The sequence below is a fragment of the Morganella sp. TYF_1 genome (genome assembly GCF_043105645.1).
Taxonomy (GTDB): Bacteria; Pseudomonadota; Gammaproteobacteria; order Enterobacterales; family Enterobacteriaceae; genus Morganella; species Morganella morganii_B.
This window is the reverse complement of record NZ_JBICLU010000026.1, coordinates 73,243-100,095: the sequence shown is the minus strand read 5'-3', so window position 1 is coordinate 100,095 and position 26,853 is coordinate 73,243. Positions and strand designations below refer to the sequence as shown.

The following is a 26,853-nucleotide window of genomic DNA, read 5'->3' as shown; positions in this document are numbered from 1 at the left end:
TTATGCGCGGTAAACCGCCTCCCCCTGAAGATAGGTTTCCAGCACCTGCAATGTGCTGCCCTGTATATCCAGTACCACGATATCCGCCCGTTTTCCGGCGGCGAGTGTGCCTCTGTCTGTCAACCCGAGGAATGCAGCCGGATTTTCAGCGGCGTAATGCCAGGCCTGTTCAGCGTCACTCAGTCCGCTGCGGATCAGAAAACTGACACAATCCAGAGCGGATTGCGCCGAGCCTGCCAGCAGTTCTTCATTCGCAGCAAGATGCAGACGGCCTTGCTCTGTCAGCACCACATCACCGCCGATATGGGTGTGATAACGGCCCGGTGCCATACCGCCGAATGCGGTGGTATCGCTGGTCAGCAGAATTTTGTCCTGTTTGGCGCGCAAAATCACTTTGATCAATGATGGCGGCAGATGAAAACCATCGGTAATAATGCCGCTCCATAAGCTGTCTTCCGCCAGTTGCGCCCAGATGGGGTTGTGGTGACGGTGCATCTGCAATTCGCAGCCGTTGCCGAGGTGGGTGGACATGGTCGCGCCCAGTTCTGCGGCACGGCGGATCTGCGCCGGTGTTGCTGCGGTATGCCCGATGGAGACACGGATATTGTTATCCGTACAAAAGCGGATGGTGTCGGCCAGTCCGTCGTCCTGTTCAGGTGAAAGTGTCAGTATCCGCAGCAATCCCTGAGATACGCTGTGCCAGCGGCGAACTTTTTCAGCATCGCAGTGCTGCACACTGGCTTTATCGTGCGCACCGCGCGGCCCGCTGAACGGTGAAATAAACGGACCTTCCAGATGAATACCCGCCGTTGAGGCACGGATACGGGGATCGGCGGCACAAAAGGCCGCAAAATCAGCCATCAGTTGAGAAATCGCCTCATCACTGTTGGTGATAACGGTCGGGCACAGGCTGGTTACGCCTTTCTGATACAGTCTTTCGTAACTGTGGCGGACATCATCCCGGTGCAGCGGCAGGGTGTTGTAATCGGTTCCCGCATAACCGTTGACCTGTAAATCCACCAGTCCGGCGGCGACATACGGCAGATTTTCCGGGGTATCGGTATTCAGCGGCTCAATACCGGTAATAACACCATTGTCTGTTGTGATGGTGACCGGCGTGCCGTTCAGTGTTTTAGCGCGGATCAGCATAAGTCTGCTCCTGAATCTTTATCCAGATAAAGGAAAGCACTGTTATGACGGCGCAGAATGGTGGCCGGCAGATCTTCACTGATCGGATCGCGGATCATCCGGGTGACAGCCTGCCGTTTGGTGGTGGCTGGCACCACACATACCATATGACGGGCGCTGACCAGCGCAGGAATTGTCAGGGTCAGAGCATACATCGGAACATCATCCGTCCGCGCAAAACAGCCGTCGTTAACCTGTTGCTGACGGCACTGTTCGTCCAGTTGCACCCGTTTGACAACCGCGCTGTCACTGAAATCCGCCACCCACGGGTCATTAAAAGCAATGTGCCCGTTTTCACCCACCCCCAGACACACCAGATCCACCGGTGCAGCGGAAAGCAGCCCGGCATAACGGCGGCATTCGGCGTCACTGTCCGTGGCATGCGCCCGGATAAAGTGTGCGGCAGCCGGTTTCACCGCATCAAACAGATGTTCCTGAATATAGTGGCTGAAGGCCTGCGGTGCGCCGGGTGGCAGGCCGATATATTCATCCATATGAAATGCAGTGACTTTTGACCAGTCGATTTCCGGGAATGTTTGCAGATGCTGCAAAAATTCATTCTGAGACGGCGCAGAGGCAAAAATAATACGGACTTCCGGCTGTGATGCCTGACACTGAACAATAATATCGCGGGCTTTTTCAGCCGCCGCGCGTCCCATCGCATCACGGTTTGCATAAACAGCATAGTGCAGCAGGTCTTTCTGACCGGCAGTGACAAGAGAATCAGTCATTATTATGTTCCTCTGACAGGCGGAATAACGCCTCTGTAAAAAGGTGCTCCGCCTGTGGTGCAAACGGGGCATCAAGATAAAAGTAGTATGCTGAACCGTGCGGCTCATAGCCGCCTTCGGCAATCTGGCGGGCTGACGGCAGGTAACCGGCCATGCCGTTGCTGTAGCCGATCCCCAGGAAATATTGCCCTTTGGCGCGTAATAATTGCTGGTAGTGATTCACAACTTCCGCACTGACGGTCAGCAGTTTCAGCTGTGGTGAAAGGTGCAGGCAGGTCAGGGTGATGGTTTGTTCAGCACGCAGAGGAATTCCGCGTTCTGTCTGCTTCAGTTTGTAAACCGCCCATTCATGTTCAATCGTGTCCGGCGCATGTTCATCACGGAACTGAATCAGTTGTTCATTGTTCATCACCGGCTGTAAGGGCAGTGAAATCCGACGCTGCCGGAAATACGGCGGTGTGGTCAGCGGAAGAAGCGGCAAATCAGGCTGTTCCAGCGCATCGAGAAAAAGAGCGGACAGCTGTTTTCCGCAGATTTCCATCTGTGCATAATCCGCGCGGTAAAACTGCCCGTCACGGCTCAGATCAGGGCGCAGATCGCCGCAGAATCCCTGCAACAGCAGACAGACAGCCTCCGGGAAGGCCGTTTCAATTTCATCACAAACCACACCCGGATATTCACCGGAAAGAATATTGTCGCCGGTAATGGTCGGGTGGCACTGGTTATGCACCAGCACCGCACATACCTGTTGCTTCTCATCCGTAAACCGTACCAGTGTGGCGGTAGTATCCGCCGGTTCATCCGGGTTCGGTGCCATGGTGATTTCACCGTTGACCATCAGCCGCCGGTGAACCGCCAGAGGGCAGTCTGACACCGCAACCTGTGCTGTCACCGGTTTCCCGGCGGCGAGCGCTGTCTGCAAACCGGTAATAACCTGTTGTGTGATAAACGCAGTATAGTGCGGGTCACATTCACCCAGCTGCGGCGAGTGGTTATCTGCTGTCTGCGGCGCACAGTGGCTGTGGGTGGCGGTCAGGATCAGATCCAGTCCGGCCAGTTCCGGGATGTCTGCCAGAGCCGTGCGGATCTGCCGGTCAAGGTTATCCCCGGCAAACAGCAGTTCAAGACTGACAACGGCATACTGCCGGTTCCAGATAAAGCAGCGTGCATACAGCGGCATGCCAATTTGTGTACAGGGCTGATGCCGGAACGCAAATCCGCCTAATTTCACCGGCAGTGACGGTGTGATATACGTTTTACTGACGCCGAGTATCATGATGATGACCCGCACAGTGAGACAATCAGTTGCAGATTGCGCATGATATGGAACGGATCTTTCACCGGCAGCGCAACCACCTTGTTCAGCGGCGCACCTTCACGATCACGGATCTGTGTCCATTCCCCCTGTTCCCGGTTCGGGAAGGTGTTCAGTACATAGTCTGCCGTCTGCTGATAGAGGCTGAAAAATTGCGGATCGTCATGCTGTTCCGCCATCAGCAGCAGGGTATACAGTGCTTCCGAATGCACCCACCAGATTTTACTGCTCCAGGTGTCCGCTATCAGGGTTTCATACGGATCATCCCCAAGCAGACGTCCGGCAGGCGGAGAGCCGTCTGCCAGGGTATAACGGAACAGCCCGCCGTATTGATCATCCCAGCCCATATGCCACATCAGTGAGGTAATTTTCGCAATGGCGGGAAGATACGTTTCTGTCTCACCAAGCAGTTGCGCGGCGTGGAAGCAGAACCACATATTTTCCAGCGTATGTCCCGGTGTTTTATGACGAGCGAGCAGGGTATCGCGGTACTCAGGGATAACCTTCATCTCCAGCGGGATCAGGGTTTCCGGATCGTGAAACTCAGTAAAAATCCGCCCGAGGCTTTGCCGTGTCCGGGTTGTCAGCCGGGAAAGTGCCGGATGCTGATAACGGAGAGCATAACGCAGCAGTTCCGTTACCGTTCCCAGCATAATCATTTCATAGGCATAAGGTTCAAACCCCGGCGGAGCGGGATACGGCTCACTCCGCACCCGGCCGGATGCCAGCCGCTGACTGACATTGTCATACAGTGCCAGCGCATGCTCAAAATACCCGCTTTCTCCGGAGACAAAGGCATATTCACACAGACCAATCACCACAAAGCAATCCGCGTAAAACGAGGTGTCATATCCCTCGCCCGGCTTCACTTCCAGCTTATTGCCATGGCGATCCAGTAAAAAAGCGCAATGGCCGTTATCGAGGAAAGCATGCTCCAGCAAAAAATCCGCGGTCTGTTTTGCATGCGCCAGCAGGGGGGCAGCATCCCCCTGACATAACCCGCTGCGGATGAGTGCCGCCTGACGACTCTCATTCCACAAAAAACGCCCCTGGGACCAGGTAAATTTGTTTTCACTCAGCAGGGTGCCGCCGTCATTACTGAAGCAGGTAAACACGCCGCCGGACTCCGTATCAACCGCCCGCAGCCAGAACGGCAGGATGTTTTGTTCCAGCTCCTGCTGCCATAAGGCGCGGCATTGTGCTTTCTGTTGTGCGGTTAATCCCATATCAGTGACCTCCGTCACGGCTCAGTTTGTGCATCAGGGCATCCACTTCCGGTTTTACCGGATTTTTACGCGCCACAATGGCTGCCAGGGTAAAGAACACCAGGGAGCAGAAGACAGGGCCACCGACCGATAACGCCATTGACGGTGCGGTAACAAACAGTTTGGTGCCGGCAAAGACCGCCAGACCAATCAGCATAGAGGTAATGGCAATCTTCGGACCACAATGCTTATAGAACGGCAGCAGACCCAGAACCATCGGAATAGACGCCGGTCCGATTAACCCGCCGAACCACACCACAATCAGCCCGATAATGCCGCCGAAATGCTCCTGATTCAGTGCCAGAACAATAGTGCAGAGGGTAAAAGTGAAGGTAACGGTACGTGCCATCCACAACGGGGTTTCGCCGTTGGCTCTTTTCACTTTTTTCGAGATCAGCGGCAGGATATCCCGCGACAGTACAGAGCTGATGGCGTTGGCATCAGAGGCCACCATCGACAGTGTGGCGGCAAACATCGACGCGAGGATCACCCCGACAAACCCGGCCGGCAGATATTTCAGTGTCAGCATGGAGTAGATTTGTGTCTGCTGATCTGCCGGGACATCCGGGATCAGCAGCGGAGCGGCCCACATCGGTGCAAACAGAATCAGCGGCCAGACCAGATAGAGAGACGCGGACAGGATCATTGCGCGGCGTGCCTGTTTACCGTCCGGTGAGGCGATAAAGCGGGATGCGAGGTTCCAGGTGCCGCCGTTATAACTGAGGAAACAGACAAACGCGAAGCTGGCAAAGAACAGCGGGCTGTACTGACCATTAAACCAGTCACTGTTACCGGCGGGTAATCTGTCCCACATATCCAGATAGTTGGTACCGATATCCCCGAGCTGAGACTGCACCACGAAGAACATAATGATCCCCGCAGCAATCCCGACCAGGAATTGGAAAAAGTCATTCATGGTATCGGCCCACAACCCGCCGACGGTGACATAAACCATGGCCACCACGCCGGAAATCAGCACACCGTAAATCACCGGAATACCGGTAAAGCCATAGAACAGCACGCCGATCGCCGCGTATTTCCCGGCAGTATCCAGCAGTTTCAGCAGCACGCCCAGCCAGGCGATCACCTGCTGGGTTTTAATATCGTAACGAATTTTCAGATATTCGGTCGGTGACTGTACCTGCAACGCATCACGCAGCCGCGCCCAGCGGGGAACAATCAGCCACGCACCGAGCAGACAGGCGATAGTCACGTTCAGCGCCCACCAGACATACAGGTTAAACCCGGTCGCATAGGCAAGGGCGGCATAACCGGTAAACACCACGCCGGAATAACCGGACACATGATGGGAAATCCCGGCCAGCCACCAGGGCAGACCACCGCCCGCGACATAAAAATCGTTAGTACCTTTAACACGACGGTAAGCATTTAAACCGATACCTATCATGATAATGAAGAAAAGTGAGAGTGTTATCCAGTCCGGCGTTTGCATCTTATTGATTCCTTATAATTATTTTGTCATCAACATCTACAGTAAAACGGGGAATTGCGGGTACTGACATAAAATGGATAATCGGCAGCGAGAACAGCTGATCCTGACTGTACATTAATTACACACACTGTAAATATATTTAATTCCACTGTATGTTATTAATTCGATCTGACTCACAATTCAACAACACACGCAGGGCGCATCAACAGCGATTTATCCGGCAGATAATGTGTGATAAATATAGGGTAATCACACCACCCACTATTGACTTATCAGATAAACAGTTGAAAATCAGTCTGTTCCTCACTCACTGAACCGGAAAGCAGATCATTATGGTGAAACCGTCTCTTTCGTCAGAACGTAAACAGCATCTGTTCCGGCAAATTCTGGACGGATACAAAATGCAGGCCGTGATCACCCGTAAAGGGCTTGCGATCACTAACAAGCTGCGCCCGGCGACGGTGACACAGCTGATCGGCGAAATGATCCAGAGCGGCATTATTGCTGAGGACACCATTAATCACCAGCCCGGACCGGGGCGCCCGGAAGTCGGTATTATTCCGGATTTCCGGTTACTGACGGCTATTTTTATCTGCATTGATGCCCGCAATATCACCGCGTCGCTGGTGGATATCCGGGGTGTGGTTCTCGCCGGTGTACATCAGCCGGTTCATGATGATAATGCTGACAGCGCTACACTCCTGAACTGCTTCCGGACACTGATCAGCCGTCTGCTGCAAAATTGCCGGGCGGACACCCGTGTACAAGGGATTATTATCTCGCTGCCGGGGGTTATGGATGCGGAACATTGTCACTGGCTCTACACCAACCGCTGGCCGAAAGCCCGCCATATAGATTTATCGCAACTGGCCGCGGAGTTTTCCATTCCGGTCTGCCTGGTGAAAAACTTACAGGCGGAGCTGAATGCCTTTATCCTCGAAAATAATGATCTGTCCGCCAGACGTGTGCTGTATGTCCACTGGGGGGAAGGAATTGGTGCGGCAAGTTATTCAAAACAACAGATTAATGCCAACCAGCAGGGGCTGTTCGGCGAGCTAGGGCAGCTCACGTTCGGCAATTCGCAGACGATTGAGCAGATGTTTTCCCTGTCCGCATTGCGCAGTGTGCTGAGTGAGGCGCTGCCCGGCGATTTAAGTAATGAGCGGGCAGCGGCAAAAACATTACAGCATGCGGATATTACCGTTATTCCGTGCCTGAAAGCGGCGGCGGATATCTGGGGGCGGGTGCTGGCAAATATCTATTTTATTCTGTTTCCGGATGTCATTATTTTCTCCGGCCCGTTCACGCACAATGAGGCATTATTCCGGGAAATCACCACCGGGTTCAGTCAGCATGTACCGGAATATTTTGAGCAGAATGTCACATTCACCATCAACCACAAATCCTATATGAATGAAATGCACGGTGCATTATCCCCGTTCTTTGATGCGCTGGTGGCAAAATATTGCCACCAGGGGAGTTAATCAGCGAATAATCTGAACAGAGCGGATTTTTTTACCGTAATTAGTCACATTCTTTTTTCCGCTCACTTCAATATGAGATTCACCGGTGAAATTTTCACCTTCATAAAAACGCACCTTCCAGCCGGGCGGAATAACCACCGAAGAAAGGGTGCCACTGAAATCGGTGCGGGATAAATCCGGAATATCGTCACTGATCTCAACATAATTTCCCTTCTGCCAGCTTTCCGCATAAAGGACAATGGCTTTACGCAAATCTGACTCTCTGGTAATTAATTTACTCACCGAACATTTTGCATCGGCTTCTTTGCAGAAAATACTGCCGTTGCCCTGTGTCAGCTGACAGCGGCGTGCGGTATTTTTCCGCGCCAGATCTTCCGTAATACCGGCTTCAATATGAAAATCAGAAAAGGGCGTTAACCTGCAGATATAAATAGTCTCAGGTTGATGGCGATAATTTCCGTGCCCTCCGCTGCGGGCGGAGACAACCGCAGAAAATAATATCAGTAACAATGTCAGCTTTTTCATCGTATTCCTTACCGCTTAATATCTGAACAGAGTAAGAGAGTGTTCACCACCGTGACAGCAGATATATCTGATAAGAGGTTAACTATCCTTAACTTGATTTTGCGCCATAACGGCGAATAATGGGGCGGGTAAAATTCACAGATACACGCAGTTGTTTATTCCCCGGGGTTTCTTTATGGTCAGTGGTTTATTTATCGGCATCCTGTTCGGCGGGTTGCTCCAGTCAGGTCAATTCTGTTTTGTTTCCGGATTCAGGAACATTCTTTACCAGCGAAATACCCGGTTTCTCACCGCACTGCTGATTGCAGTCACTATTCAGTCCGTTGGTTTCTTTGCCCTGGAATCTGCCGGATTATTACACATACCGGAAGGAAATCTGCCGATCACCGCCACACTTGCCGGTGGTTTTGTATTTGGTGCCGGTATGGTGCTTGCCGGTTGCTGCGGCAGCGGCGCATGGTTCCGTTCCGGTGAAGGATTAACCGGCACCTGGATTGCCTTATTTGCCTTTGTTGTCACTATAGCCGCTGCTCAGAAAGGCAGCCTGAAACATTGGTTTGAACCCTTACTACAGCATCCCGCACAACCGGATACAATTTATAAAACACTGGATATTTCCCCGTGGTTTCTGGTCGCGTTTTTAATTATTCTCACCGCCGGATTACTGATTTATCAGCATTATCATCCCCGCTATACACCGCCGTCACAGAGCCGGTTTAATTATCTGCCGCTGAATATCACCGGTCTTCTGATCGGTATTCTCGGGACTATTGCCTGGGTTTTCAGCGCTGAAGCAGGTCGTAATTTCGGCTATGGTGTAGCCGTTCCTTCCGGTAATGTTATTCAGTATCTGATCACCGGACAGCAGCGTTATTTTAACTGGGGAACCTTATTTGTTATCGGTATTTTCGCCGGTTCAATGATAAGTGCGATTATCCGCAAAGAATTCAGATTAACACTTCCGCCTGATGGTATTACGGTGGTCAAACGGCTGATCGGCGGGATTGTGATGGGAGCAGGGGCAACACTGGCAGGCGGCTGTACCGTCACGAACTCCCTTGTGGCAACCGCTTATTTCTCCTGGCAGGGATGGATTTCCACATTCATGATTATGGCCGGTGTCTGGATCACCAGTTATTTCTTCCGTTCAGGACAATGTCGTTTATAGGATCACATATGAAAACAAAATCACTCTTTCTTTTGATACCGCTATTACTGTCCGGTTGTGACCAGACGGTGGTAAAAGAGATCGGCATTGAAGAATTGTCGGAGAACCTGAACAACCCGGAATACCTTATTATTGATACCCGGCCGGACAGTTTATATTTCGGTTTTAAAGATAAAGGCGCGACCCGCGGCGGTCATATTAAAGGAGCTATGCAGTTTACCACCGGCTGGCTGGATTTTATTGACGAAGATAAATTCGATAATTTTCTGGCAGAAAAGGGGATGACCAAAGAAAAAATCCTGGTATTTTACGACAGTGACCCTGATTCACTGGAAAGAATTACCGCTGAATTTGCAGCCAAAGGTTTTCAGGTCAGGGCATTTAAATCTTTCATCCAATACAGCAATTCTGATCTGCCGATGGATAAATACCCGAATTATTTTCTGAGTGTTTCTCCCGCTTGGGTTCAGGCTGCACTGAACGGTGAAAAACCGGAAAGTTATACCCGTGATCAAAAACCGGTGATATTTGAAGTGTCGTGGGGGGATGCGGAACAATCTAAATCCTATGCAACGCATATTAAAGGCGCTTTCCATTTTAATACCGACTGGATAGAAAACGCACCGGTCTGGAATTTATCAGAACCTGACGTTATCAAAAATAATCTGCTGAAAAACGGGATCCGCAAAGATACCCCGGTTATCGTCTATTCTGAAAATCAGATGGCAGCATTGCGGGTATTATGGGCACTGAAATGGGCGGGTGTTGAGGATGTCCGTTTCCTGAACGGTGGTTTAAATGTCTGGATGGATGCGGAATTACCAACCGAAACCACTCTGAATATCCCGGTACCGGTAGCAGATTTCGGCGCGGAAATTCCGGTTAATCCGCAGGTCACTATTGCCATGCCGGCGGAAGCCATACAAGGTCAGAAATCCGGTCTTAAACTGATCAGCAACCGGACATGGGATGAATATACCGGCAAAATCTCCGGTTATGATTATATTCCGCGTAAAGGAGAGCCGGCCGGGGCAATATGGGGATTCGGTGGTAAAAATTCGAATGATATGTCCGATTACTATGACCCGGACGGCACATTACGTAATCCGGACGAGATTTTTGCTTTATGGAAAACGCAGGGTATTGAACCGACTGACCAGGTCGCGTTTTATTGCGGCACCGGCTGGCGGGCCAGTGTTTCCTGGTTTATGACGCAGCTGGCGGGCTGGGAAAACAGCCGGATTTATGACGGCGGCTGGAATGCCTGGCAGATGGACCCGACATTACCGGTATTAAATAATATTCAGAGCGAAAAACCGGCAGCACTGAATGATTATGGTGAAATAATCAAAAAACCGGGCCAATCCTGCAAAAGCTGATTTAACTGAAATACCGGTTTCCGCAGAAATAACGGAAGCCGGTGATATCCGGTATTTTACCATGGGCCTTCCGGCCAGATGCTGTCTGTTTTTTTATCCGTATCATCCAGTGAATCAAGATATAAATTCTCAACCTCGGTACGGGCCCAGGGAGTACGGCGGAGAAATTTCAGACTTGATTTTACGCTGGGGTCATTCTTAAAGCAGTTAATATTGATTAACTTACCCAGCTTTGCCCAGCCATATTTTGCAACCAGTGCATTAACCTGCATTTCGAGCGTAACGCCATGCAGCGGATCATTGGATTTGTGGGCTGTCATGAATGAATATCCTGTTATTTTGTCTGAGCAGGGAAGGATACCGTAAACGCCGGAGTATGACAATTATCCCTCCCGGCAGTATCAAATTATTTAACAGTGCCTGTTTGTAATAGATGAAAAGTATTGTTTCATTATTTATCAGCAAAGTTAAACGAATTTAATTACCATAAAAGGGAGAACAGGACGGATGAATCTAAAAATCAGGTAATATTATAATGAGAAGCTGTTTTATTTTTGCGTTTTCATTTTCCTTTATAGCCATAGTATTCAAAAATTTTAGAAATTGTGACATAACCTGTCAACCTGTACATGTAAGATCACAAACGAGTTGAACAGCAAGGATTAGCAAATGAGCAAAAAGAATCTTTTATTGGCCACGCGACTTGCGGATATTTTGCTACGTTTTAACCGTGGTGAGACTTTAACGCTCAGCGCTTTGGCGGAAGAATATGGCGTACATCAGCGCACCATCCGTCGTGATATAGAGGAACGGCTCACAGTTGCGGGGATAGAAAAAGATGCAAAACTAAACTCCTACTCTCTGAGGCCGGAGTATCTTGGCAAGTTTGATGCTTCAAGCATTGATACTTTTGCTAAAGTGGCCGGAGTGAAAGGGCTGTTTCCCGTGATGGACAGAAAAATGTTACAGTCCATATTTTACTCGGAAACAGCTCAGAATATCCTGGTAAGAGGCCATCACTATATTAAGAATGAACATCAAACTGAGAACTTTGTGCGTCTGCAGCAGGCGATTGATGAGCGCCGCAGGGTATCGTTTAGCTTCTATAAAAGCGCTGAGCTGCAAAGCTATACTGTAGAACCTTATCAGCTGATTAACCATAACGGCATCTGGTATCTCGCCGCTCAGCATCAAAAAAAAATGAAGAAATTTACGCTCGGTAAAATCTCAGCGCTCAACTGTAGCTTTGATCTCTTTGAGCACTCAACTGATTTACTTAAAGAGCTAGAAAATGAAGAGAGCGTGTGGAGCGATGAGCAGAAATTTGAAGTGGTAATTAAGGTGACCAACGTTGTGGCTGAATATTTTCAGCGCCGCGATCTGATAGTCGGACAAGTTATCGAAAAAGAATTAATTGACGGCGGATTAATTATCTCCAGTAAAGTTTCACATAAGAATGAGATTTTACCCGTAGTGCAATATTGGCTTCCTCATTTACGAATTATTTCTCCTGAAAATTTGCAGCAGGAATTGGAAGCTAAGATGAAAAAATATCTGGGTATATAAGGAATGTATATGGTAGGCGCAAAAAGTGGTAAAAATAAATTTACCAAACAAATATTAAAGGTGGCTGAGCATTACAATGTGATTGTCGCAGCAACGATGAGTGCGGGAAAAACCTCCTTAATTAACGCGCTGCTGGGTGATGAAGTTCTTTATTCAGCCAATGAAGCTGCCACCGCAACATTGACGCGTATTACTCATAACCGAAATTTACGCCAGCGCATTGAAGGTGCGAGCTACACCCGACCGGGCGAATGCTATGAACGTAGTAAGAATGTGCAAGCTTCAACCCTCCGGCAGTGGAACGACCATCAGGCAGTGAAGTATATCGAGCTGAATTGCAGCATTGAGAACCTGCGTAAAACAGTAACGCCTCTGGTTATTTACGATACTCCGGGGCCCAACAATAGCCAGGATACCAGCCATAGAGCTCTGCTGGATACGGCGCTGATGTTACCGGGTAAAAAACTGTTGGTCTACGTGCTCAATGCAACCCAACTGGCGACACAAGATGACTTACAGCTACTTCAGAAGATTAAAAATAGTCCGGCCCTGATTTCAGGGAACCAAATTATTTTTATCCTCAATAAGGTGGATCAGCTCGATGAAGAGCGGGGTGAAACGATCGATGTTTTCCTTGAAAAAACCCGGAACTATTTGGAGGAAATGGGATTTTCACGGCCGATGATTATCCCGGCGATGATGCAAACGTCCTTAATAGCTAAAAAAGTTCTCAATCGCAAAAGTATTACCCGAAATCAAAAACATCACTTACAGGCTGAGCTGCAACGATTTAGGCAGAATAAATTTATCCTCAATGATGCATCTCACGTACCTCACGCTATTAAGCACCTGGTTCGTACTGAATTAAAAAGAAGTCAGACTGAAAATGTCCGGTCCGATATTTTCGATAAAACGGAGCTGAAACAGTTTATCGCTTATAGCGGTATACGTACCCTAGAAATTTTTCTTTCACAACACAACTAACTATTCGGAAAACTATGAACAGTATTTATCTGGAACATAACCCCTTTACCGTTGAATCAACATTCCTGGTTAACGGCGTAGAACCCGCTTCGGGATGTAAACTTTCCAGCTATAAAGAAGCGCGTTTACAGCTCTGGGTGGAATCACTATTTGCCGAGTTACAGGCGTTGTTAAACGGCGAAACAAAGCTCGATGTTGAGTTCAAAGGCGTTGAATCTGATTTTATGGACGTGCAGGAAGCCGCCGCTGTAGCCAGGGAAAATGGTATGGAAATCAATTTGCGTTGGCAGCAGGTGCGGGCGACGGAGGACCGCCTGGATGAGATTAATGCGCTGATGGAAGAGGCGAAACTCAACCCACAATTCAATGACTACATCATTAACAACGAACAGGTACGCAACGATTTCCAGGAAGCTTTTAATAACGATTTTAACGTATACGTGGTTGCGACCATGTCTTCAGGCAAATCAACGTTAATCAATGCCATGCTTGGACAGGAGCTGCTACCTGCAGCGAACGAAGCAACCACGGCGACTATTGCGCAAATAATAGATGATAAAACTACGGGAAATAATTTTGCTGCCCGCCGTTTTTCCGGCAGTGGCGAGGAAGAATCGCTGGCTGAGATTAATGCTGATACGCTCAAAAAGTGGAACCAGCTGCCGGATACTCAGGAAATCGAGCTGCGTGGCAATATTGTTGCGATGCAACCACGCGACCATGTTCGCCTGGTGCTAACCGACACACCGGGGCCAAACAATAGTCAGGATGCGGACCACGCGCTGAAAACGATGAGTTTTATCAAAGACTCCAGACGTAACCCGTTGATCCTCTATGTATTAAATGGTACTCAGCTAGGCACCGACGATGATAAAAGATTACTGAGCCTGGTTTCGGAAACCATGAAAAAAGGTGGTAAGCAAAGCAAGGATCGCTTTATTTTTGTGGTGAACAAAATGGACGCCTTCGACCCGGAAAAAGGCGAGTATGTAGATGCCGCACTTGAGAGGGTTAAAGAATATCTTGAGAATAATGGCATTATTAATCCGCAAATTTACCCGGTCTCAGCACAGTTAACTTACTTGCTGCGTAAACATCCTGACGATCTGACCCGCAAAGAACGCGGCGATTTAAACAGTATGACAGAGCTGTTTCTCGAAGAACCCACAATGAATTTCCCGGAATATATGCCGCTTACCTCACGTGTACGCCGCAGTCTTGAAGAACGAGGCCTGACCAATGTACTTAAGCACAGCGGGCTGCCAGCCGTGGAAGTCATGATTGATGAGTATATCGATAAGTATAACGTCCCTACACGTCTGAATCGTGCCTATGCCGCCCTGCGTCGTGCAATCGAGTTGGGTATGAAAGAAACTCATCTTGCAGAACAACTTAAAAAAGATGAGAAAGAACTGGCGATGATTAATGATGAAATTATTCTTCTTCAGGAAAGACATAAAAAAGGGTTGGACACCGAAGCGTATAAGGAACAGGTTCGCCGTGAAGGGAAGGGGCTTCCGGTATTTATTGCCGAGAAATTTACTCATGAAGATAAGAAGTTCCGACGCCTGTTAAAGGAATTGTCTAATGAAATTAGTGCCCAGGGAGAGGTGGATATAAACCGTGCAAAAATCGAATTAGAAAACGCTGAACGAAAGCTGACCTTTGCAAGTAACGATCTGATTAGTAATTTTGAAATCGCCTTCACAGATGGGCAGCAGTATATTAAAGAGGAACTGCAAAAAGAGTATCAGAAATTTATCGCCGAGATATTTGATGAAGCCCGCACGCTGGCTTTGCCTATGCTGCAAGGCCTTAAAGAAAGTATGCAGGATATGTCACTCAACCTGAGCCTCAACGATAGTGATATTAAGACTAAAGAGGAGCGCTCTAACGGTCGCGAGGTCAGCGATTCCCGCTGGTATAACCCTTTCTCATGGGGGAGTACACGTACCGTGTACGATTATCACATCGTCCAATACGTCGATATGAATGAAACCTGGAAAGAAAAACGCACTATTATTGAAAGTGAGTTTAATGACTTCAGGGCCAGTGCACTGAAAAAATTTGAGGCCGATAAAGATAAGCTGGTGAAAAATTATCTGGCCTTTATTGAACGTGAGTTTAATGAGAAGTTTGAAACTTTAATTGGAATGATGCAAGAGCAGCTAAATAATAAAGAGGTTCGAGAGCAGGCTATCTCAGAGGCGAGAGAGCAGCAGTGTTGGATTGTTGATTTTAAAGCAAAACTTGATAACACACTGGCTATTTAATAAAAGGATTTATGATGGACGATAAAACTAAAAAAAAGCAAACCCTGCGCCAGAATTTATTGGAACAATTAACCCGTAATGATCTGGAAGGCGATGAAATACGCAAGCTTGTCGCCTCCTGCTCCAATATTGCTGATTTTTTTGATGATTACCGGGTTAACGAGATTTTCGCGGCCATAGAGCCGGATGAACTTGACTGGAACGCCGGGTATTTCGACCGCCAACGCAAGCTGGCGCAGAACAACTTCGCCGAAATGCGTATCAATCATCTTATTGATGTTCGTGAGCATCTTATCCGCAATGGTATTGCCGGGTTTGCAAAAGCATCTGTAACCGGGCACACCGAGGGAACGAAAACAATGAATATGCAAGGCTATTTACCCGGTACTAATCTGGCAAAAATGGTTGAACAAGGCGTTCCCGGTATGGTGCGTTCGGCCTTAATCAATGAGCTTGAAAACAACCGGCTGGAAGATAATGAAATCATTAAGGCCGTCGTCTGGGCTCAAGATCGGATTACCAATTTATTTGTAGATTACGAAGAAAACTCTCTGGCCGGAAAAATGAATAATGACCCTGCCCAATGGGATGCTGATTACTACGACTTGCAGACATCTTATCTGAATAGCAATTTTGCCAAAGCACGTTTTGAGCACTTAATTGAGGTGCGTAATGTGCTGCGCATGCGTGGGGTGAAAGGCTTTGAGCGCATAACCATCAAGCCAAAACCTCAACCCCACCAAGCCAGGGCGGCTTCCCGCCCGCACTCTGGATCATCTTCCTCTCCGTCTGGCTTTTTGCGCATAGCGGTGATGGCTGGCGGGGCCCTTGCGGTTCTGGCTGCGCTAGTGATTTCTTTACTCTAAAGGTGAATATATGTCGCAAAAAATCATGACACCGTCACGTCTTAAAGACCTCGAGCAGCGCACAGATGTGACCTTGCAATCGGCAAGAGTGCTTATCAACCGCAGTTATCTGGCGGAGATGAAAAACTATCCCTTGCAGGCCGTATCTACTCAGGCAGGGCTGCCCGTCAACCGTGCCGGGGATATCCGTATATTCCGCATTGAGCGCATCGTGCAGGAAAACAAACAGTCGGTGCTTGAAAGCACCACCGCTGCTTATACCGCACTGGGCGCAGCCGGTTATGCTGTTTTTCTGTTCCTTAAGTCCGATGGACGCGAAACCAACTTGTACATAGGTACACGTGGTACGCCGGGAAAGATGCTGGGCCATAATTCTGGTGAGCTGCTCAAAGAAACCTTTAAAGGACATTTTTCCGGTAGTAGCCTGGTGCCGCTGGCAGCAGATGAAACCGACGAACTTCTTGAGGGGGCGCTGGCGCAGCAGGATGAGCCTTCTGCAACCATCACTGCCGTTACCGGCGTGCCGTCTTTGTCCACGGATAATCATGAACACTTTATGCAGGGACTGGAACATTTTATCGACGCTGCGGAAAGCAGGGTGTATCAGGCTCTGATTCTCGCGGAACCGGTTTCACCGCAAAATCTGGACGTGATTCGCACAGGTTACGAACAGGTCGCGACCCAGCTTTCCAGTCTGGCAAAAAGGCAGTACTCGTTCGGCGTACAGGACAGTGAAAGCGTAGGCTTGAGCATCAGCGAAGGATTAAGTCAGTCACTGGGCGAAAGCCTGGGCATGACCGAAACTAAAGGCACCTCGGACACTACCGGTAAATCGACCAGTAAAAGTTGGGGAGAATCGCAAACCGTCAGCACGTCCGATGCTTTCACACGCACCTATGATGAATATCACCAGGCTCGAACTAAGGGCGATAGCATGGGGATAGCTCGCGGTATCGGCAGTCTGCTGAAAAATGCAGTGTTACCAAGAAATATTTCTGGCAGCATAAATAGCGGAGGATCGGAAAGTCTTTCGGAAAGCCATACCGACAACCTGTCGCAAGCCAGTAGTATAACGACAAGTAAAACCGATACTACCAGCCGCACCGACAGCCACTCGCTGAATAAAACGCAGGGAAGCAACCAGCAAATCTCACTGGAAGTAAGCGACAAGACTATCGAAAAGATGTTGGAAAAAGTTGACCACCACCTGGAGCGCGTTAACGAAGCCCGTACCTACGGCGGTTGGCAAACAGCAGCCTACTTTATCGGTGACAGCGCAGCCTCATCTGAATCCTTAGCGAGCATTTTCCTCGGGCTGATGCGCGGTAGTCGCTCCAGTACGGAAGATTTTGCTTTGACAACCTGGCAGTCTCAAAATAAAAGGGTGGTACTTGACTGGCTGGCTACGCTGACGCATCCGCGTCTTACTCCAGCCTTCTCTGAAGGAATAAATATTGATTACCTGACACCCGCCACGCTGGTATCGGGTAAAGAAATGGCTATTCAGCTTAGTCTGCCGCGCCGTTCAACCTCCACTGTGGCAGTTCTTCAGACCCGGGCTTTCGGTCGTAAAGTTCAGCGCCTCGACAGCAATGGAGATAGAACACATGCCGATCGCGAAATCAGCCTTGGTTCTATACGCCACTTGTGGAATGATCTGCCACAAACCATCAATCTGGACGTTGACCAACTGGCGAGTCATATTTTTGTCACAGGCTCAACAGGGGCAGGTAAAAGCAATACCATTTATGAGCTTCTTTCCCAACTAGGCCGCCATAATGTGGCGTTTATGGTTATTGAACCGGCAAAAGGTGAGTACAAACATATGTTTGGTCACCGTAACGACGTCCGGGTACTGGGCAGTAATGCGAAATACAGTGAGCTGTTGCGTATCAACCCCTTCCGCTTCCCGGATGAGACTCACGTCCTTGAACACATAGATCGGCTGGTGGAGATCTTTACCATGTGCTGGCCGATGTATGCCGCAATGCCCGCCATCCTTAAAGAGGCTATTCTGCAAAGCTACAGTGAATGCGGTTGGGACATAGTCAGCTCTGTTAACCGTTTCACCCCGGCCTTGTTCCCGACGTTCAACGATCTGCTGGTGCAGCTGAAAGCCGTGATCGATGATTCCGCCTACTCCCAGGAGCTTAAAAGTAATTATACCGGCTCGCTGGTGACACGCGTGAAATCATTGACCAATGGGCTGAACGGGCTGATTTTCTGCGGCGAAGAAATTGATAACACAGAGCTGTTCGACAGTAATGTGGTTGTCGATCTCAGTCGTATTGGTTCTCAGGAAACAAAGTCCCTGATTATGGGAATCCTGGTCATCCGCCTGAGTGAACATCGTGCTGCTTTTTCAGGCATGAATCAGCCGCTAAAACACGTCACCGTGCTGGAAGAGGCTCACAATATCCTCAAGCGCAGCACCTCCGGCAGCGGTGGGGAAGGGAATGATATTACGGGAAAATCGGTGGACATGCTCTCCAACGCAATTGCCGAAATGCGTACGTGGGGAGAAGGATTTATCATTGCTGACCAGTCACCTTATGCCATTGATATTTCAGCAATTCGTAATACAAATACAAAAATTATAATGCGTCTGCCGGATGAAGCTGACCGGCGTATCGCGGGGAAATCTGCTGGATTAAACGACGATCAGCTGGATGAGCTTGCGCGCCTGCCAAAAGGAGTAGCACTGGTTTACCAGAACGACTGGCTTGAGCCTGTACTGTGCCGGGTTAATAAGTTTGCAGGGAAAGAAGTGACCTACCGCTACGAATCTGCAGTGAGTACGGACAACCCCCTGATTTTTAACCAGCAACTAATTACCTGGCTGATGGCTTCGCGCCTGCGACAGCCGCTGGCAATCTCGCTGGAGACGCTGGAGGCCGGGCTGGAAGGCAGCCCGCTTGCAACCGGGCAAAAAATTGTGCTGAAAACACTATTCGAAGAGTTTCGCGCAACCGGAGAAATCAGCCTTCAAAACGAACAGAATTTCGCTCTCCTGGCAAAGCTGGTTGTTAGCCTGCTGGATTGCACTTCCGGCATTGAGAGATGCGTTCGTACTACGTCGGGCTTTGATGAGTTGAAGCAGTCATTACGCCAACTGATTGTTAAGCAAACCGGTGAATTGTCTGCGGAGCTTGAACTGGCGGTACAGCAGTGCTTCATGCGTGAGTTAGCAGGCCGAAATGATGAATATCTGAAAGTATACGCCGCATGGCGAAAACATGTCACCCCGGAGACTGTAGCATGATTGGGATGACCGTTTTAAAAGAGCTGGCGGCGGAATCACTGGGGGAACTGTTGGCAAGCGTGAAGGATATACGCATTGAAGACATTAATATCGAAGAGCTCGATAAGCCTGTTAATCTGGAACTGCCGCGTAATGAGTTGACTCCGCTTTCTGAAGAAACCAAAGAGGTTTTAAGCGAGGAAGGTTACACTGATGAAGTGATCGAAAGTATCAACAGCGAAGAGGAAGCAGCGATTTATCAGGATGCGGGTCTGGAATGTCAGACTGTTAACGGTAATGACGCGTTAATAAATACTGAAATCGACCCGGATCAAACCGATGCGTTAGGTGATACTAACCTCGGGCGTATGGAGAAGGGTAAGTCGCCATTGGATGCAAATGGTAAACCGATTGAGCTGCATCACGTTGGTCAGAGGGCAGATTCTCCGCTTGCAGAGTTGACACACGCTCAGCACATGGAGGGTGGAAATAATACTATCTTACACGACACGACAAAAGAGTCTGAAATCGATCGAAGTGCGTTTGCCAAAGAGCGTGAGGCGCACTGGAAAGCACGAGCTGAAGAAATTAAACAGCGCCGGGAGGAAGCAGTATGAAGAAGTTAGCACAGCAGATTGTGGCACAAGGTGCCGATACTCGTCCTGTGAATGAGGATGAAATCATAACTGCTGAACAGGCTTTAGGGATTCAATTTTCCCCGGAGTATAAAGCCTATTTGTCTGAGTTTGGTTTGATTTCCTCGGGGGCGGCCGAGGTTTACGGCCTCGGTGTTCCTGCGACGTCGCATCTGAACATTCTTAGCGCGATAGAACCTCTACGTGAAGGCAGGGACTATCCGCCACAAGCAGTGCCTCTTTATGATATTGGTGATGGGTATTATTACCTTTATGATAATAAACGGCGCAAAATCCTCACCTGGTCGATGATAAACGGAGTAGTAGATACCAGCGATGAAGACCTTGAAGCCTTTTTACTGCGCATCGTCTTCCACATTAAGTCATAAAAAACGGCGTATGGTTCCGGAGGAGTTCGTCCGAATGAACCAATAACTAATTTGTACAGTATCCGTGAACTGACGGATATTGTACATCAGTTCACGTTACCGGATAGGAGAGCAGGGAACGCCAATGAACGATATAACACATTGATATTATTGCATCTAATCATTACCAGTACCTTCTACATGTTATTTAACATAATATACATTATGCGAATCAATGTATAAAATAACGAATCCCGGCATTCCGCCAGGCTAATCATGCTGGTTCATTTATCGTGGATAACGATTTCGTGTCTTCGGCCGTCCGGCAACTGAATCACTATCAAGCCCACACATCTCCCCGTAAAGTTATCGACCCGCACTTGACCCCAAACAAAAATATGACAGTGCATTACTTCTATAATTACCGCTTATTTACTCTCATATAGATGTGGTCACATGGTTAACAAACTGAATCTTAACTGGCCTGAATTTTTAGAAAAATACTGGCAGAAAAAACCCGTTGTACTGAAAAATGCATTTCCTGATTTTGCCGACCCTATCACGCCGGATGAACTGGCCGGTCTGGCCATGGAGCCGGAAGTTGACAGCCGCCTGGTCAGCTTTATTGATAACAAATGGGAAGCGAGTCACGGCCCGTTTGAGGACTACAGCCAATTAGGCGAAAAAGGATGGTCACTGCTGGTACAGGCTGTCAACCATTGGCATATGCCTGCCGCAGAACTGGTGAAACCGTTCCGGGTGCTGCCTGAGTGGCGTCTTGATGACCTGATGATTTCTTACTCAGTGCCCGGCGGTGGTGTCGGACCACATATTGATAACTATGATGTTTTCATTATCCAGGGCATGGGTCGCCGCCGCTGGCGTGTGGGTGACGCCCTTCCCATGCGTCAGTTCTGCGCTCACCCGGCATTACTGCATGTCGACCCGTTTGAGCCGATTATTGATGTGGAAATGGCACCGGGCGATATTCTGTATATTCCGCCGGGATTCCCTCACGATGGTTTCACTTTTGAAGATACCATGAACTATTCTGTCGGCTTTCGCGGACCGACCGGACGTGATCTGCTGAGCAGCTTTGCAGACTACGCACTGGAACAGGATCTGGGTGGTGTCAATTATGGTGATCCGGACCTGACAGTACGTGAAAACTCAGGCTTAATGGAATCTTATGAGGTTGAGCGCCTGCGTGCCATGATGATTGAAATGATCAACAAGCCCGGTGATTTTGAGCAGTGGTTAGGCCGTTTTGCAACGACCCCGCGCCATGAGCTGGATATCGCACCTCCGGAACCACCGTATCAGCCGGAAGACGTGCTGAACGCTCTGAATGCTGGTGAAAAACTGATACGGCTGAGCGGACTGCGTGTTCTGCGTATCGGGGAACATTTCTTCGTTAATACCGAAGGCTGGATGACCACTGAAATTAAAGGTGCGGATACATTGTGCCGGTTAACCGAAGTCGGTGTGAATGAACTCGGTGAAGCACTGAAGAACCTGGGTTTTGTTGCGGAATTAACCGAATTTATCAATCAGGGATATTGGTATTTCGAAGAATAAATCACATCTGCCTGACAAGATAAAACACCCGCTGACGGGTGTTTTATCTCAACACGCCAAAAACCTCTCGTTCAAGACAACGCCATATGTTTGTCATCCCGCTGGCGGCGGGATATTTTGTATATCAGATTATAAAATTCCGGTAAACTCCACTTTACCGGAATGGCTCAGAGCCTTTTTATTCGTTTTGAACTACTCGTAATCAAATTTTTTTACCGGAAATTCATTTTTCAGTATTTTAGCCCGTTGTTCGGCAGCGCTGATTTCTTCCGGAGTCATTAAGGCTGCTAATGAGTCTAATTCCTTGCGCTTATATTCTTCACCATTAAACGTCTTAAGTGCCCAGGCATAGCCTTCTGTTTTGTTATCTTCGGTGAAATACATAATAGCCAATGCACTTTGAGCAGTAAGGTAACCCTGCTTTGCCGATGCCTCCATCAAAATTTTGGCACGCGGCAAATCTTTCAGTCCGTATAAATCACTTCGTAAAAAATGCGCCAGCCGATATTGTGCAACAGGGTTATTTGCCATCGCTGCTTTTTCAATATATTTTACACTTGATGCAAGTCTTTCCGGGTTGCCACTCGAGCTATACAACCAATAAAAATTTTCTCCGGCGATATATTGAGATATAACATGTCCGTTATCTGCTGCTTTTACATACCATTCGTGAGCTTTGCTTCGGTCTGTCCGGACATGCTCGTTCGTTCTGTCAAGCAAATTAGCAACCTCATACATCGCTTGTACATCTCCGGCATCTGCCCGCTTCAATGTGGCAATAAATAACTCAGATGGTTCTCTTATTATTTTCCTGTCCATCATTGACAGATATGGCTTGGACACCAGTGGTATAACAACATTGACATCCTTTTCTGGTTCCAGCCAATGCGTAAAATTACTCTGAGGTGCATTATTAAATAACGCACCAGTGGAGTGAACCAAGCTGCGGTAATGAATTTTATCGCTGTCATTACGAAGGTTAATTAGTGCATACCCCAGGTTAAAGCTTGTTTTTACGTTATTAACCCAATCATTATTAAAGTAAGCACCAAATTCATACTCTTTTTTCGGATTTTCAGAACGTTGTAACGCAAGATTACTTACTGAACCGGAACCTCCTATCGTCGCATTCACATCAAATACAACGAAATATTTGTCAGGGCCTATAGCATCGCACCCCTTGAAATTTCCGAGTTTGAGCTCAGATATTTTTTGTCTTAATTTATTGGTATCTTTACAGCTTTCAACACCTGCATAGACAGTTATAGTTTTAGTCGTTGCTTTTTTTCCTGTTATATCACTGATATTTATTGACGAATATTCCGGTTGATAAGCAAACGATATCACAGGAAAAAGAGAAAAAAGCAAAACATTAAGTCTCATCAGAAGGACGTTCCCGGTCAGAAAATATAAATCTAATTTTATGTTAAATTCATTGGCAAGTCTAATTTCGAAGAAAAAATCACATCTTCACGACAAGATAAAACACCCACCGGCAGGTGTTTTATCTTAATGTCAGCCTGAAAATAACCGGTATCGCCGGAAATCCACACCATCATAGTTAACAGAACCATCCGGCTGAAATCCGTAACGTGTTATAAATCGCGAGACGTTTCGGGATAACGGTAATAAAATGGTGATACTGGTTAAGTGCATTTCATCAAACGCGTGGCGGATAATTTTATCACAGATGACCTTTCCCGTTCCCCAAAAATCAGGATGAAGAACCAGCGCAAGATCAGCGTCATCACCCTCTTTCTGAAGCCCTCCCCAGCCTGCAAATACATCGTCGATCACAAATGCCCAAGGGCCATATCCGTTAATATTCCACTGAGCGTCTTTTTCTTTTGCCCAGTTGCGGCTTTTTTCATCATCAAAATCCGGGCTGCCCAGCGGCATTTGCTGTAAGACATTCGGGTGATTATTCAGTGCCGTGATATCGGCCGGTTCTATCTGAGTGAGCCGTTTAAATTCTAAGTGCATAGTATTCCTTTTATTCTGACGCTCTGATTGTACCTGTTATTCAGCAAAAATCAGCTGAATAACAGATATAAGGCATCTTAACTTACAGCCACATTCCGAAGCGGCGGATATAAATGCCTTTCATGATTTGCGCCAGGCCGCAATAGCTGACCAGCGTAGCCGCAAGCCACGGGAAATATTCCCACGGTAACGGCTCAAGCCCGATATAACTTCCGATGGGTGAAAACGGCAGCCAGATCCCGATGGCCATAACAATCCCGGTCACCAATAATACCGGCAATGTTGCTGTGCTCTGAATAAACGGGATCCGTTGTGTTCTCAGCATATGCACGACCAGTGTTTGTGATAATAATCCTTCAACAAACCAGCCGGAATGGAATAAAACCTGGCTGTCCGGACTGTTTGCCCCGAAAACAAACCATAATAATGCAAAGGTGGTGATATCAAATACAGACGATGTCGGGCCAATCCAAATCATAAAGCGCCGGATATTGCCTGCATCCCATTTACGGGGTTTGCGCAGAAATTCTTTATCCATTTTATCCCACGGCAGCGCCAGCTGAGACATATCATAAAGCAGATTCTGAATCAGTAACTGAATAGCCAGCATCGGCAGGAACGGAATAAAGGCACTGGCGATAAGAACAGAAAATACATTACCAAAGTTAGAACTGGCGGTCATATTCAGGTATTTAATGATATTGCCGAATGTCTCGCGCCCTTTAATGACGCCCTCCTCCAGAACCATCAAATCTTTTTCCAGCAGGATAATATCCGCAGATTCTTTGGCGATATCCGTTCCGCTGTCCACGGAAATCCCCACATCTGCATCCCGCAATGCCGGTGCATCATTAATGCCATCCCCGAGGAAACCAACAGTATGACCGGCAGATTGTAAAATCCTGACCAGGGCTGATTTTTGCAGCGGTGTCAGTTTGCAGAAAATAGTGTGTGTTTGTGCCACCTGTTTCAGCTCTTCATCACTGAGGAGCGTCAGTTGGTCACCACTGATACTCATTGAAGCATCCAGCCCGACTTCACGACAGATTTTTGCTGTGACAACCGCATTGTCCCCGGTCAGTACTTTTACCGTTACCCCATTATGTTTCAGTGCTTTGATGGCTTTTGCCGCACTGTCTTTCGGCGGGTCAAGGAAGGTCAGAATTCCGCATAAAATCATATTCTGTTCACTGTCGGCAGAGAGCGGCAGCCCCTGCTCTTTACTGTCCAGAACCCGTTCGGCGAGCAGCAGCACTCTGAATCCTGTCTCATTATAATGATTGACCAGCGCCATAATGGCCTGTTTTTTCACATCATCCGCAGGAGAAATATGATTGCCGGTCCGGATCAGAGAACAGCACGACAGCATCTCTTCCGCCGCGCCTTTACAGATAAGCAAGGCGGTACCATCCGGTTTTCTTACTGACACAGACAGACGTCTGCGGACAAAATCAAACGGCAGTTCGTCAATTTTCTGATAATTGTGCAGAGACTCTGTTTCGGCTTTGCCGCGCCCGAAACGGATGATCGCCTGATCCATCAGGTTACGTGTGCCGCTCTGGTGAAAACTGTTCAGCCACGCCAGTCCCAGTATGGCTTCATCAGTATTACCCCCGGTATCGAGATGATGCTCGAGGATAATATTATCCTGTGTCAGCGTCCCTGTTTTATCTGTACACAGGATATCCATTGCACCAAAGTTTTGTATTGCATTCAGCCGTTTAACGATAACTTTTCGCCGTGACATTGCAATTGCGCCTTTTGCCAGGTTAGAGCTGACAATCATCGGCAGCATTTCCGGGGTTAATCCGACTGCGACGGCAAGCGCAAAGAGTGTGGCATCAAACCAGTCACCTTTGGTAAACCCGTTAATCAGCAGGACAACCGGCACCATCACTAACATAAAGCGGATCAGCAGGATACTGACACTATTCACCCCGCGATCGAATGACGTCTGTGAGCGTGTGCCGACGATAGATTTCGCCAGTGAGCCAAAGTAAGTTTTGTCACCGGTTGCCACCACAACACCCAGTGCGGTGCCGCTGGCCACATTGGTGCCCATCAGGCAGATATTGCCCGATTCCGTCAGTGACTGACCATTTTCCGTTATCGTTGCCGCGTCTTTCTGATGGATATCGCCCTGAGTATCATATTTTTCCACCGGAACCGATTCTCCGGTCAGAATGGCCTGGCTGATAAAAAGATCGCGGGAACGAAGCAGCCGCAAGTCCGCCGGTATCATATCTCCGGCACTCAAAACCACAATATCTCCCGGAACCAGGCATTTCACCGGCAGCTCAGTCCGGACAGATCGTCCTTTTTTACGCCGGAGTACGGTGGCAGTGGTTTTTACCAGCGACTTCAGGGCTTCTGCCGCTTTGTTGGTCCGGTATTCCTGCCAGAAGCGCAGTACCACACTCAGAAAAACCATCGTTCCGATGATCAGTACACCGGTGAGGTCCGTCTCTTCGCCTTGTTGCAGGGGGATCAGGTAGTCCGTCATAAAGCTGATAACAGCGAGCGCCAGCAGCACATAAATAAACGGATTATGAAACGCGGAAATAAACTGAATAAATGCGGACGGTGCTTTGTCATGTGCCACTACGTTTTCCTGATGTTCTATCAGGCGGTCAAGGGCATCAATTTCATCCAGCCCCAGCATATCAGAATGTAATTCTGCTAATGTTTCGTCTGGTGTTTTTGCGGCATAGACCGCCGCAGGGAAAGTATTATTATCGCGCACAGCCGGTGTGACGGTACGGTTAACGTTGACAGTCATGGTACGATTCCTTTTATTTCCTCAGATAAACTGAGTCATTTATTTTTCACCGGACTGCCTGATTTAACAGTT

Annotated in this window: 21 protein-coding genes; 11 read left to right on the top strand and 10 right to left on the bottom strand. The window is 48.4% G+C overall.

Going from position 1 to position 26,853, the window contains the following annotated elements; translation table 11 throughout:
- From ACF8OF_RS13720 to ACF8OF_RS13700, 5 genes are read right to left on the bottom strand one after another with little or no spacing between them, the layout of a single operon-like run.
- Complete coding sequence (locus tag ACF8OF_RS13720) at positions 1-1,149, bottom strand: N-acetylglucosamine-6-phosphate deacetylase (RefSeq protein ID WP_392496962.1); 1,149 nt, start codon at positions 1,147-1,149, stop codon at positions 1-3.
- Entirely contained in the window at positions 1,143-1,919 is a 777-nt protein-coding gene (locus ACF8OF_RS13715; protein ID WP_349466829.1) for a glucosamine-6-phosphate deaminase, read from the bottom strand. The genes ACF8OF_RS13720 and ACF8OF_RS13715 overlap by 7 nt, the downstream gene beginning before the upstream one ends.
- Positions 1,912-3,195: a hypothetical protein gene (locus tag ACF8OF_RS13710; RefSeq protein ID WP_392496961.1), complete on the bottom strand. Its 1,284-nt coding sequence runs from the start codon at positions 3,193-3,195 to the stop codon at positions 1,912-1,914. Before ACF8OF_RS13710 ends, ACF8OF_RS13715 begins: the two co-directional genes overlap by 8 nt.
- Entirely contained in the window at positions 3,192-4,460 is a 1,269-nt protein-coding gene (locus tag ACF8OF_RS13705) for an AGE family epimerase/isomerase (protein ID WP_392496960.1), read from the bottom strand. Before ACF8OF_RS13705 ends, ACF8OF_RS13710 begins: the two co-directional genes overlap by 4 nt.
- A 1-nt stretch (position 4,461) precedes the next feature.
- The gene (locus ACF8OF_RS13700; protein ID WP_279797996.1) at positions 4,462-5,952 is read right to left on the bottom strand and encodes a Na+:solute symporter; all 1,491 of its coding nucleotides are present in this window, start codon (positions 5,950-5,952) and stop codon (positions 4,462-4,464) included.
- A 332-nt stretch (positions 5,953-6,284) separates the two neighbouring features.
- Between ACF8OF_RS13700 and ACF8OF_RS13695 the strand changes: the two genes are divergently transcribed.
- Entirely contained in the window at positions 6,285-7,436 is a 1,152-nt protein-coding gene (locus tag ACF8OF_RS13695) for an ROK family protein (protein ID WP_392496959.1), read from the top strand.
- Here the strand turns inward: ACF8OF_RS13695 and ACF8OF_RS13690 are convergent, their stop codons facing one another.
- Positions 7,437-7,961 (bottom strand): beta/gamma crystallin family protein, encoded by a 525-nt coding sequence (locus ACF8OF_RS13690; protein ID WP_262882835.1) that lies wholly within the window; start codon positions 7,959-7,961, stop codon positions 7,437-7,439. It lies immediately after the preceding gene.
- 175 nt (positions 7,962-8,136) lie between these two features.
- Between ACF8OF_RS13690 and ACF8OF_RS13685 the strand changes: the two genes are divergently transcribed.
- Both ACF8OF_RS13685 and ACF8OF_RS13680 read left to right on the top strand, forming a co-directional pair.
- A complete protein-coding gene (locus ACF8OF_RS13685; RefSeq protein ID WP_392496958.1) occupies positions 8,137-9,129 on the top strand; it encodes a YeeE/YedE family protein in 993 nt (330 codons plus the stop codon).
- 8 nt (positions 9,130-9,137) lie between these two features.
- Entirely contained in the window at positions 9,138-10,508 is a 1,371-nt protein-coding gene (locus tag ACF8OF_RS13680; RefSeq protein WP_392496957.1) for a rhodanese-like domain-containing protein, read from the top strand.
- A gap of 56 nt (positions 10,509-10,564) precedes the next feature.
- On the opposite strand, the gene ACF8OF_RS13675 is transcribed toward ACF8OF_RS13680, so the two are convergent.
- Complete coding sequence (locus ACF8OF_RS13675) at positions 10,565-10,828, bottom strand: VF530 family protein (protein ID WP_262882832.1); 264 nt, start codon at positions 10,826-10,828, stop codon at positions 10,565-10,567.
- A 349-nt stretch (positions 10,829-11,177) separates the two neighbouring features.
- Between ACF8OF_RS13675 and ACF8OF_RS13670 the strand changes: the two genes are divergently transcribed.
- The 8 genes from ACF8OF_RS13670 (at position 11,178) to ACF8OF_RS13635 (ending at position 22,019) form a co-directional block, all read left to right on the top strand.
- Positions 11,178-12,074, top strand: coding sequence for a YafY family protein (locus ACF8OF_RS13670; RefSeq protein WP_262882831.1), 897 nt, complete (start codon positions 11,178-11,180; stop codon positions 12,072-12,074).
- A gap of 9 nt (positions 12,075-12,083) precedes the next feature.
- Positions 12,084-13,058: a dynamin family protein gene (locus ACF8OF_RS13665; protein ID WP_279798003.1), complete on the top strand. Its 975-nt coding sequence runs from the start codon at positions 12,084-12,086 to the stop codon at positions 13,056-13,058.
- 14 nt (positions 13,059-13,072) lie between these two features.
- A complete protein-coding gene (locus ACF8OF_RS13660; RefSeq protein WP_392496956.1) occupies positions 13,073-15,331 on the top strand; it encodes a dynamin family protein in 2,259 nt (752 codons plus the stop codon).
- Between the two features lie 11 nt (positions 15,332-15,342).
- On the top strand, positions 15,343-16,197 hold the full coding sequence (locus ACF8OF_RS13655) for a hypothetical protein (protein ID WP_262882828.1): 855 nt from the start codon (positions 15,343-15,345) through the stop codon (positions 16,195-16,197).
- A gap of 10 nt (positions 16,198-16,207) precedes the next feature.
- Positions 16,208-19,459, top strand: a complete 3,252-nt coding sequence (locus ACF8OF_RS13650) for a helicase HerA domain-containing protein (RefSeq protein ID WP_392496955.1) — start codon at positions 16,208-16,210, stop codon at positions 19,457-19,459.
- On the top strand, positions 19,456-20,055 hold the full coding sequence (locus tag ACF8OF_RS13645; protein ID WP_262882826.1) for an HNH/ENDO VII family nuclease: 600 nt from the start codon (positions 19,456-19,458) through the stop codon (positions 20,053-20,055). The genes ACF8OF_RS13650 and ACF8OF_RS13645 overlap by 4 nt, the downstream gene beginning before the upstream one ends.
- Complete coding sequence (locus tag ACF8OF_RS13640; protein WP_262882825.1) at positions 20,052-20,462, top strand: SMI1/KNR4 family protein; 411 nt, start codon at positions 20,052-20,054, stop codon at positions 20,460-20,462. Before ACF8OF_RS13645 ends, ACF8OF_RS13640 begins: the two co-directional genes overlap by 4 nt.
- A 435-nt stretch (positions 20,463-20,897) precedes the next feature.
- Positions 20,898-22,019 carry a JmjC domain-containing protein gene (locus tag ACF8OF_RS13635; protein WP_392496954.1) on the top strand — a complete coding sequence of 374 codons (1,122 nt, stop codon included), beginning with the start codon at positions 20,898-20,900 and terminating at the stop codon, positions 22,017-22,019.
- A 192-nt stretch (positions 22,020-22,211) separates the two neighbouring features.
- On the opposite strand, the gene ACF8OF_RS13630 is transcribed toward ACF8OF_RS13635, so the two are convergent.
- From ACF8OF_RS13630 to mgtA, 3 genes are all read right to left on the bottom strand, one after another.
- On the bottom strand, positions 22,212-23,402 hold the full coding sequence (locus ACF8OF_RS13630) for a tetratricopeptide repeat protein (protein ID WP_392496953.1): 1,191 nt from the start codon (positions 23,400-23,402) through the stop codon (positions 22,212-22,214).
- Positions 23,403-23,534: 132 nt separating this feature from the next.
- On the bottom strand, positions 23,535-24,002 hold the full coding sequence (locus ACF8OF_RS13625; protein WP_392496952.1) for a GNAT family N-acetyltransferase: 468 nt from the start codon (positions 24,000-24,002) through the stop codon (positions 23,535-23,537).
- 82 nt (positions 24,003-24,084) lie between these two features.
- The gene (gene mgtA, locus ACF8OF_RS13620; RefSeq protein ID WP_349466845.1) at positions 24,085-26,781 is read right to left on the bottom strand and encodes a magnesium-translocating P-type ATPase; all 2,697 of its coding nucleotides are present in this window, start codon (positions 26,779-26,781) and stop codon (positions 24,085-24,087) included.
- Between the last annotated feature and the right edge of the window lie 72 nt (positions 26,782-26,853).

Coding starts and splice junctions, on each gene's coding strand:
- ACF8OF_RS13720 (WP_392496962.1), bottom strand. CDS start 1,149: ATGCTGATCCGCGCTAAAACACTGAACGGCACGCCGGTCACCATCACA.
- ACF8OF_RS13715 (WP_349466829.1), bottom strand. CDS start 1,919: ATGACTGATTCTCTTGTCACTGCCGGTCAGAAAGACCTGCTGCACTAT.
- ACF8OF_RS13710 (WP_392496961.1), bottom strand. CDS start 3,195: ATGATACTCGGCGTCAGTAAAACGTATATCACACCGTCACTGCCGGTG.
- ACF8OF_RS13705 (WP_392496960.1), bottom strand. CDS start 4,460: ATGGGATTAACCGCACAACAGAAAGCACAATGCCGCGCCTTATGGCAG.
- ACF8OF_RS13700 (WP_279797996.1), bottom strand. CDS start 5,952: ATGCAAACGCCGGACTGGATAACACTCTCACTTTTCTTCATTATCATG.
- ACF8OF_RS13695 (WP_392496959.1), top strand. CDS start 6,285: ATGGTGAAACCGTCTCTTTCGTCAGAACGTAAACAGCATCTGTTCCGG.
- ACF8OF_RS13690 (WP_262882835.1), bottom strand. CDS start 7,961: ATGAAAAAGCTGACATTGTTACTGATATTATTTTCTGCGGTTGTCTCC.
- ACF8OF_RS13685 (WP_392496958.1), top strand. CDS start 8,137: ATGGTCAGTGGTTTATTTATCGGCATCCTGTTCGGCGGGTTGCTCCAG.
- ACF8OF_RS13680 (WP_392496957.1), top strand. CDS start 9,138: ATGAAAACAAAATCACTCTTTCTTTTGATACCGCTATTACTGTCCGGT.
- ACF8OF_RS13675 (WP_262882832.1), bottom strand. CDS start 10,828: ATGACAGCCCACAAATCCAATGATCCGCTGCATGGCGTTACGCTCGAA.
- ACF8OF_RS13670 (WP_262882831.1), top strand. CDS start 11,178: ATGAGCAAAAAGAATCTTTTATTGGCCACGCGACTTGCGGATATTTTG.
- ACF8OF_RS13665 (WP_279798003.1), top strand. CDS start 12,084: ATGGTAGGCGCAAAAAGTGGTAAAAATAAATTTACCAAACAAATATTA.
- ACF8OF_RS13660 (WP_392496956.1), top strand. CDS start 13,073: ATGAACAGTATTTATCTGGAACATAACCCCTTTACCGTTGAATCAACA.
- ACF8OF_RS13655 (WP_262882828.1), top strand. CDS start 15,343: ATGATGGACGATAAAACTAAAAAAAAGCAAACCCTGCGCCAGAATTTA.
- ACF8OF_RS13650 (WP_392496955.1), top strand. CDS start 16,208: ATGTCGCAAAAAATCATGACACCGTCACGTCTTAAAGACCTCGAGCAG.
- ACF8OF_RS13645 (WP_262882826.1), top strand. CDS start 19,456: ATGATTGGGATGACCGTTTTAAAAGAGCTGGCGGCGGAATCACTGGGG.
- ACF8OF_RS13640 (WP_262882825.1), top strand. CDS start 20,052: ATGAAGAAGTTAGCACAGCAGATTGTGGCACAAGGTGCCGATACTCGT.
- ACF8OF_RS13635 (WP_392496954.1), top strand. CDS start 20,898: ATGGTTAACAAACTGAATCTTAACTGGCCTGAATTTTTAGAAAAATAC.
- ACF8OF_RS13630 (WP_392496953.1), bottom strand. CDS start 23,402: ATGAGACTTAATGTTTTGCTTTTTTCTCTTTTTCCTGTGATATCGTTT.
- ACF8OF_RS13625 (WP_392496952.1), bottom strand. CDS start 24,002: ATGCACTTAGAATTTAAACGGCTCACTCAGATAGAACCGGCCGATATC.
- mgtA (WP_349466845.1), bottom strand. CDS start 26,781: ATGACTGTCAACGTTAACCGTACCGTCACACCGGCTGTGCGCGATAAT.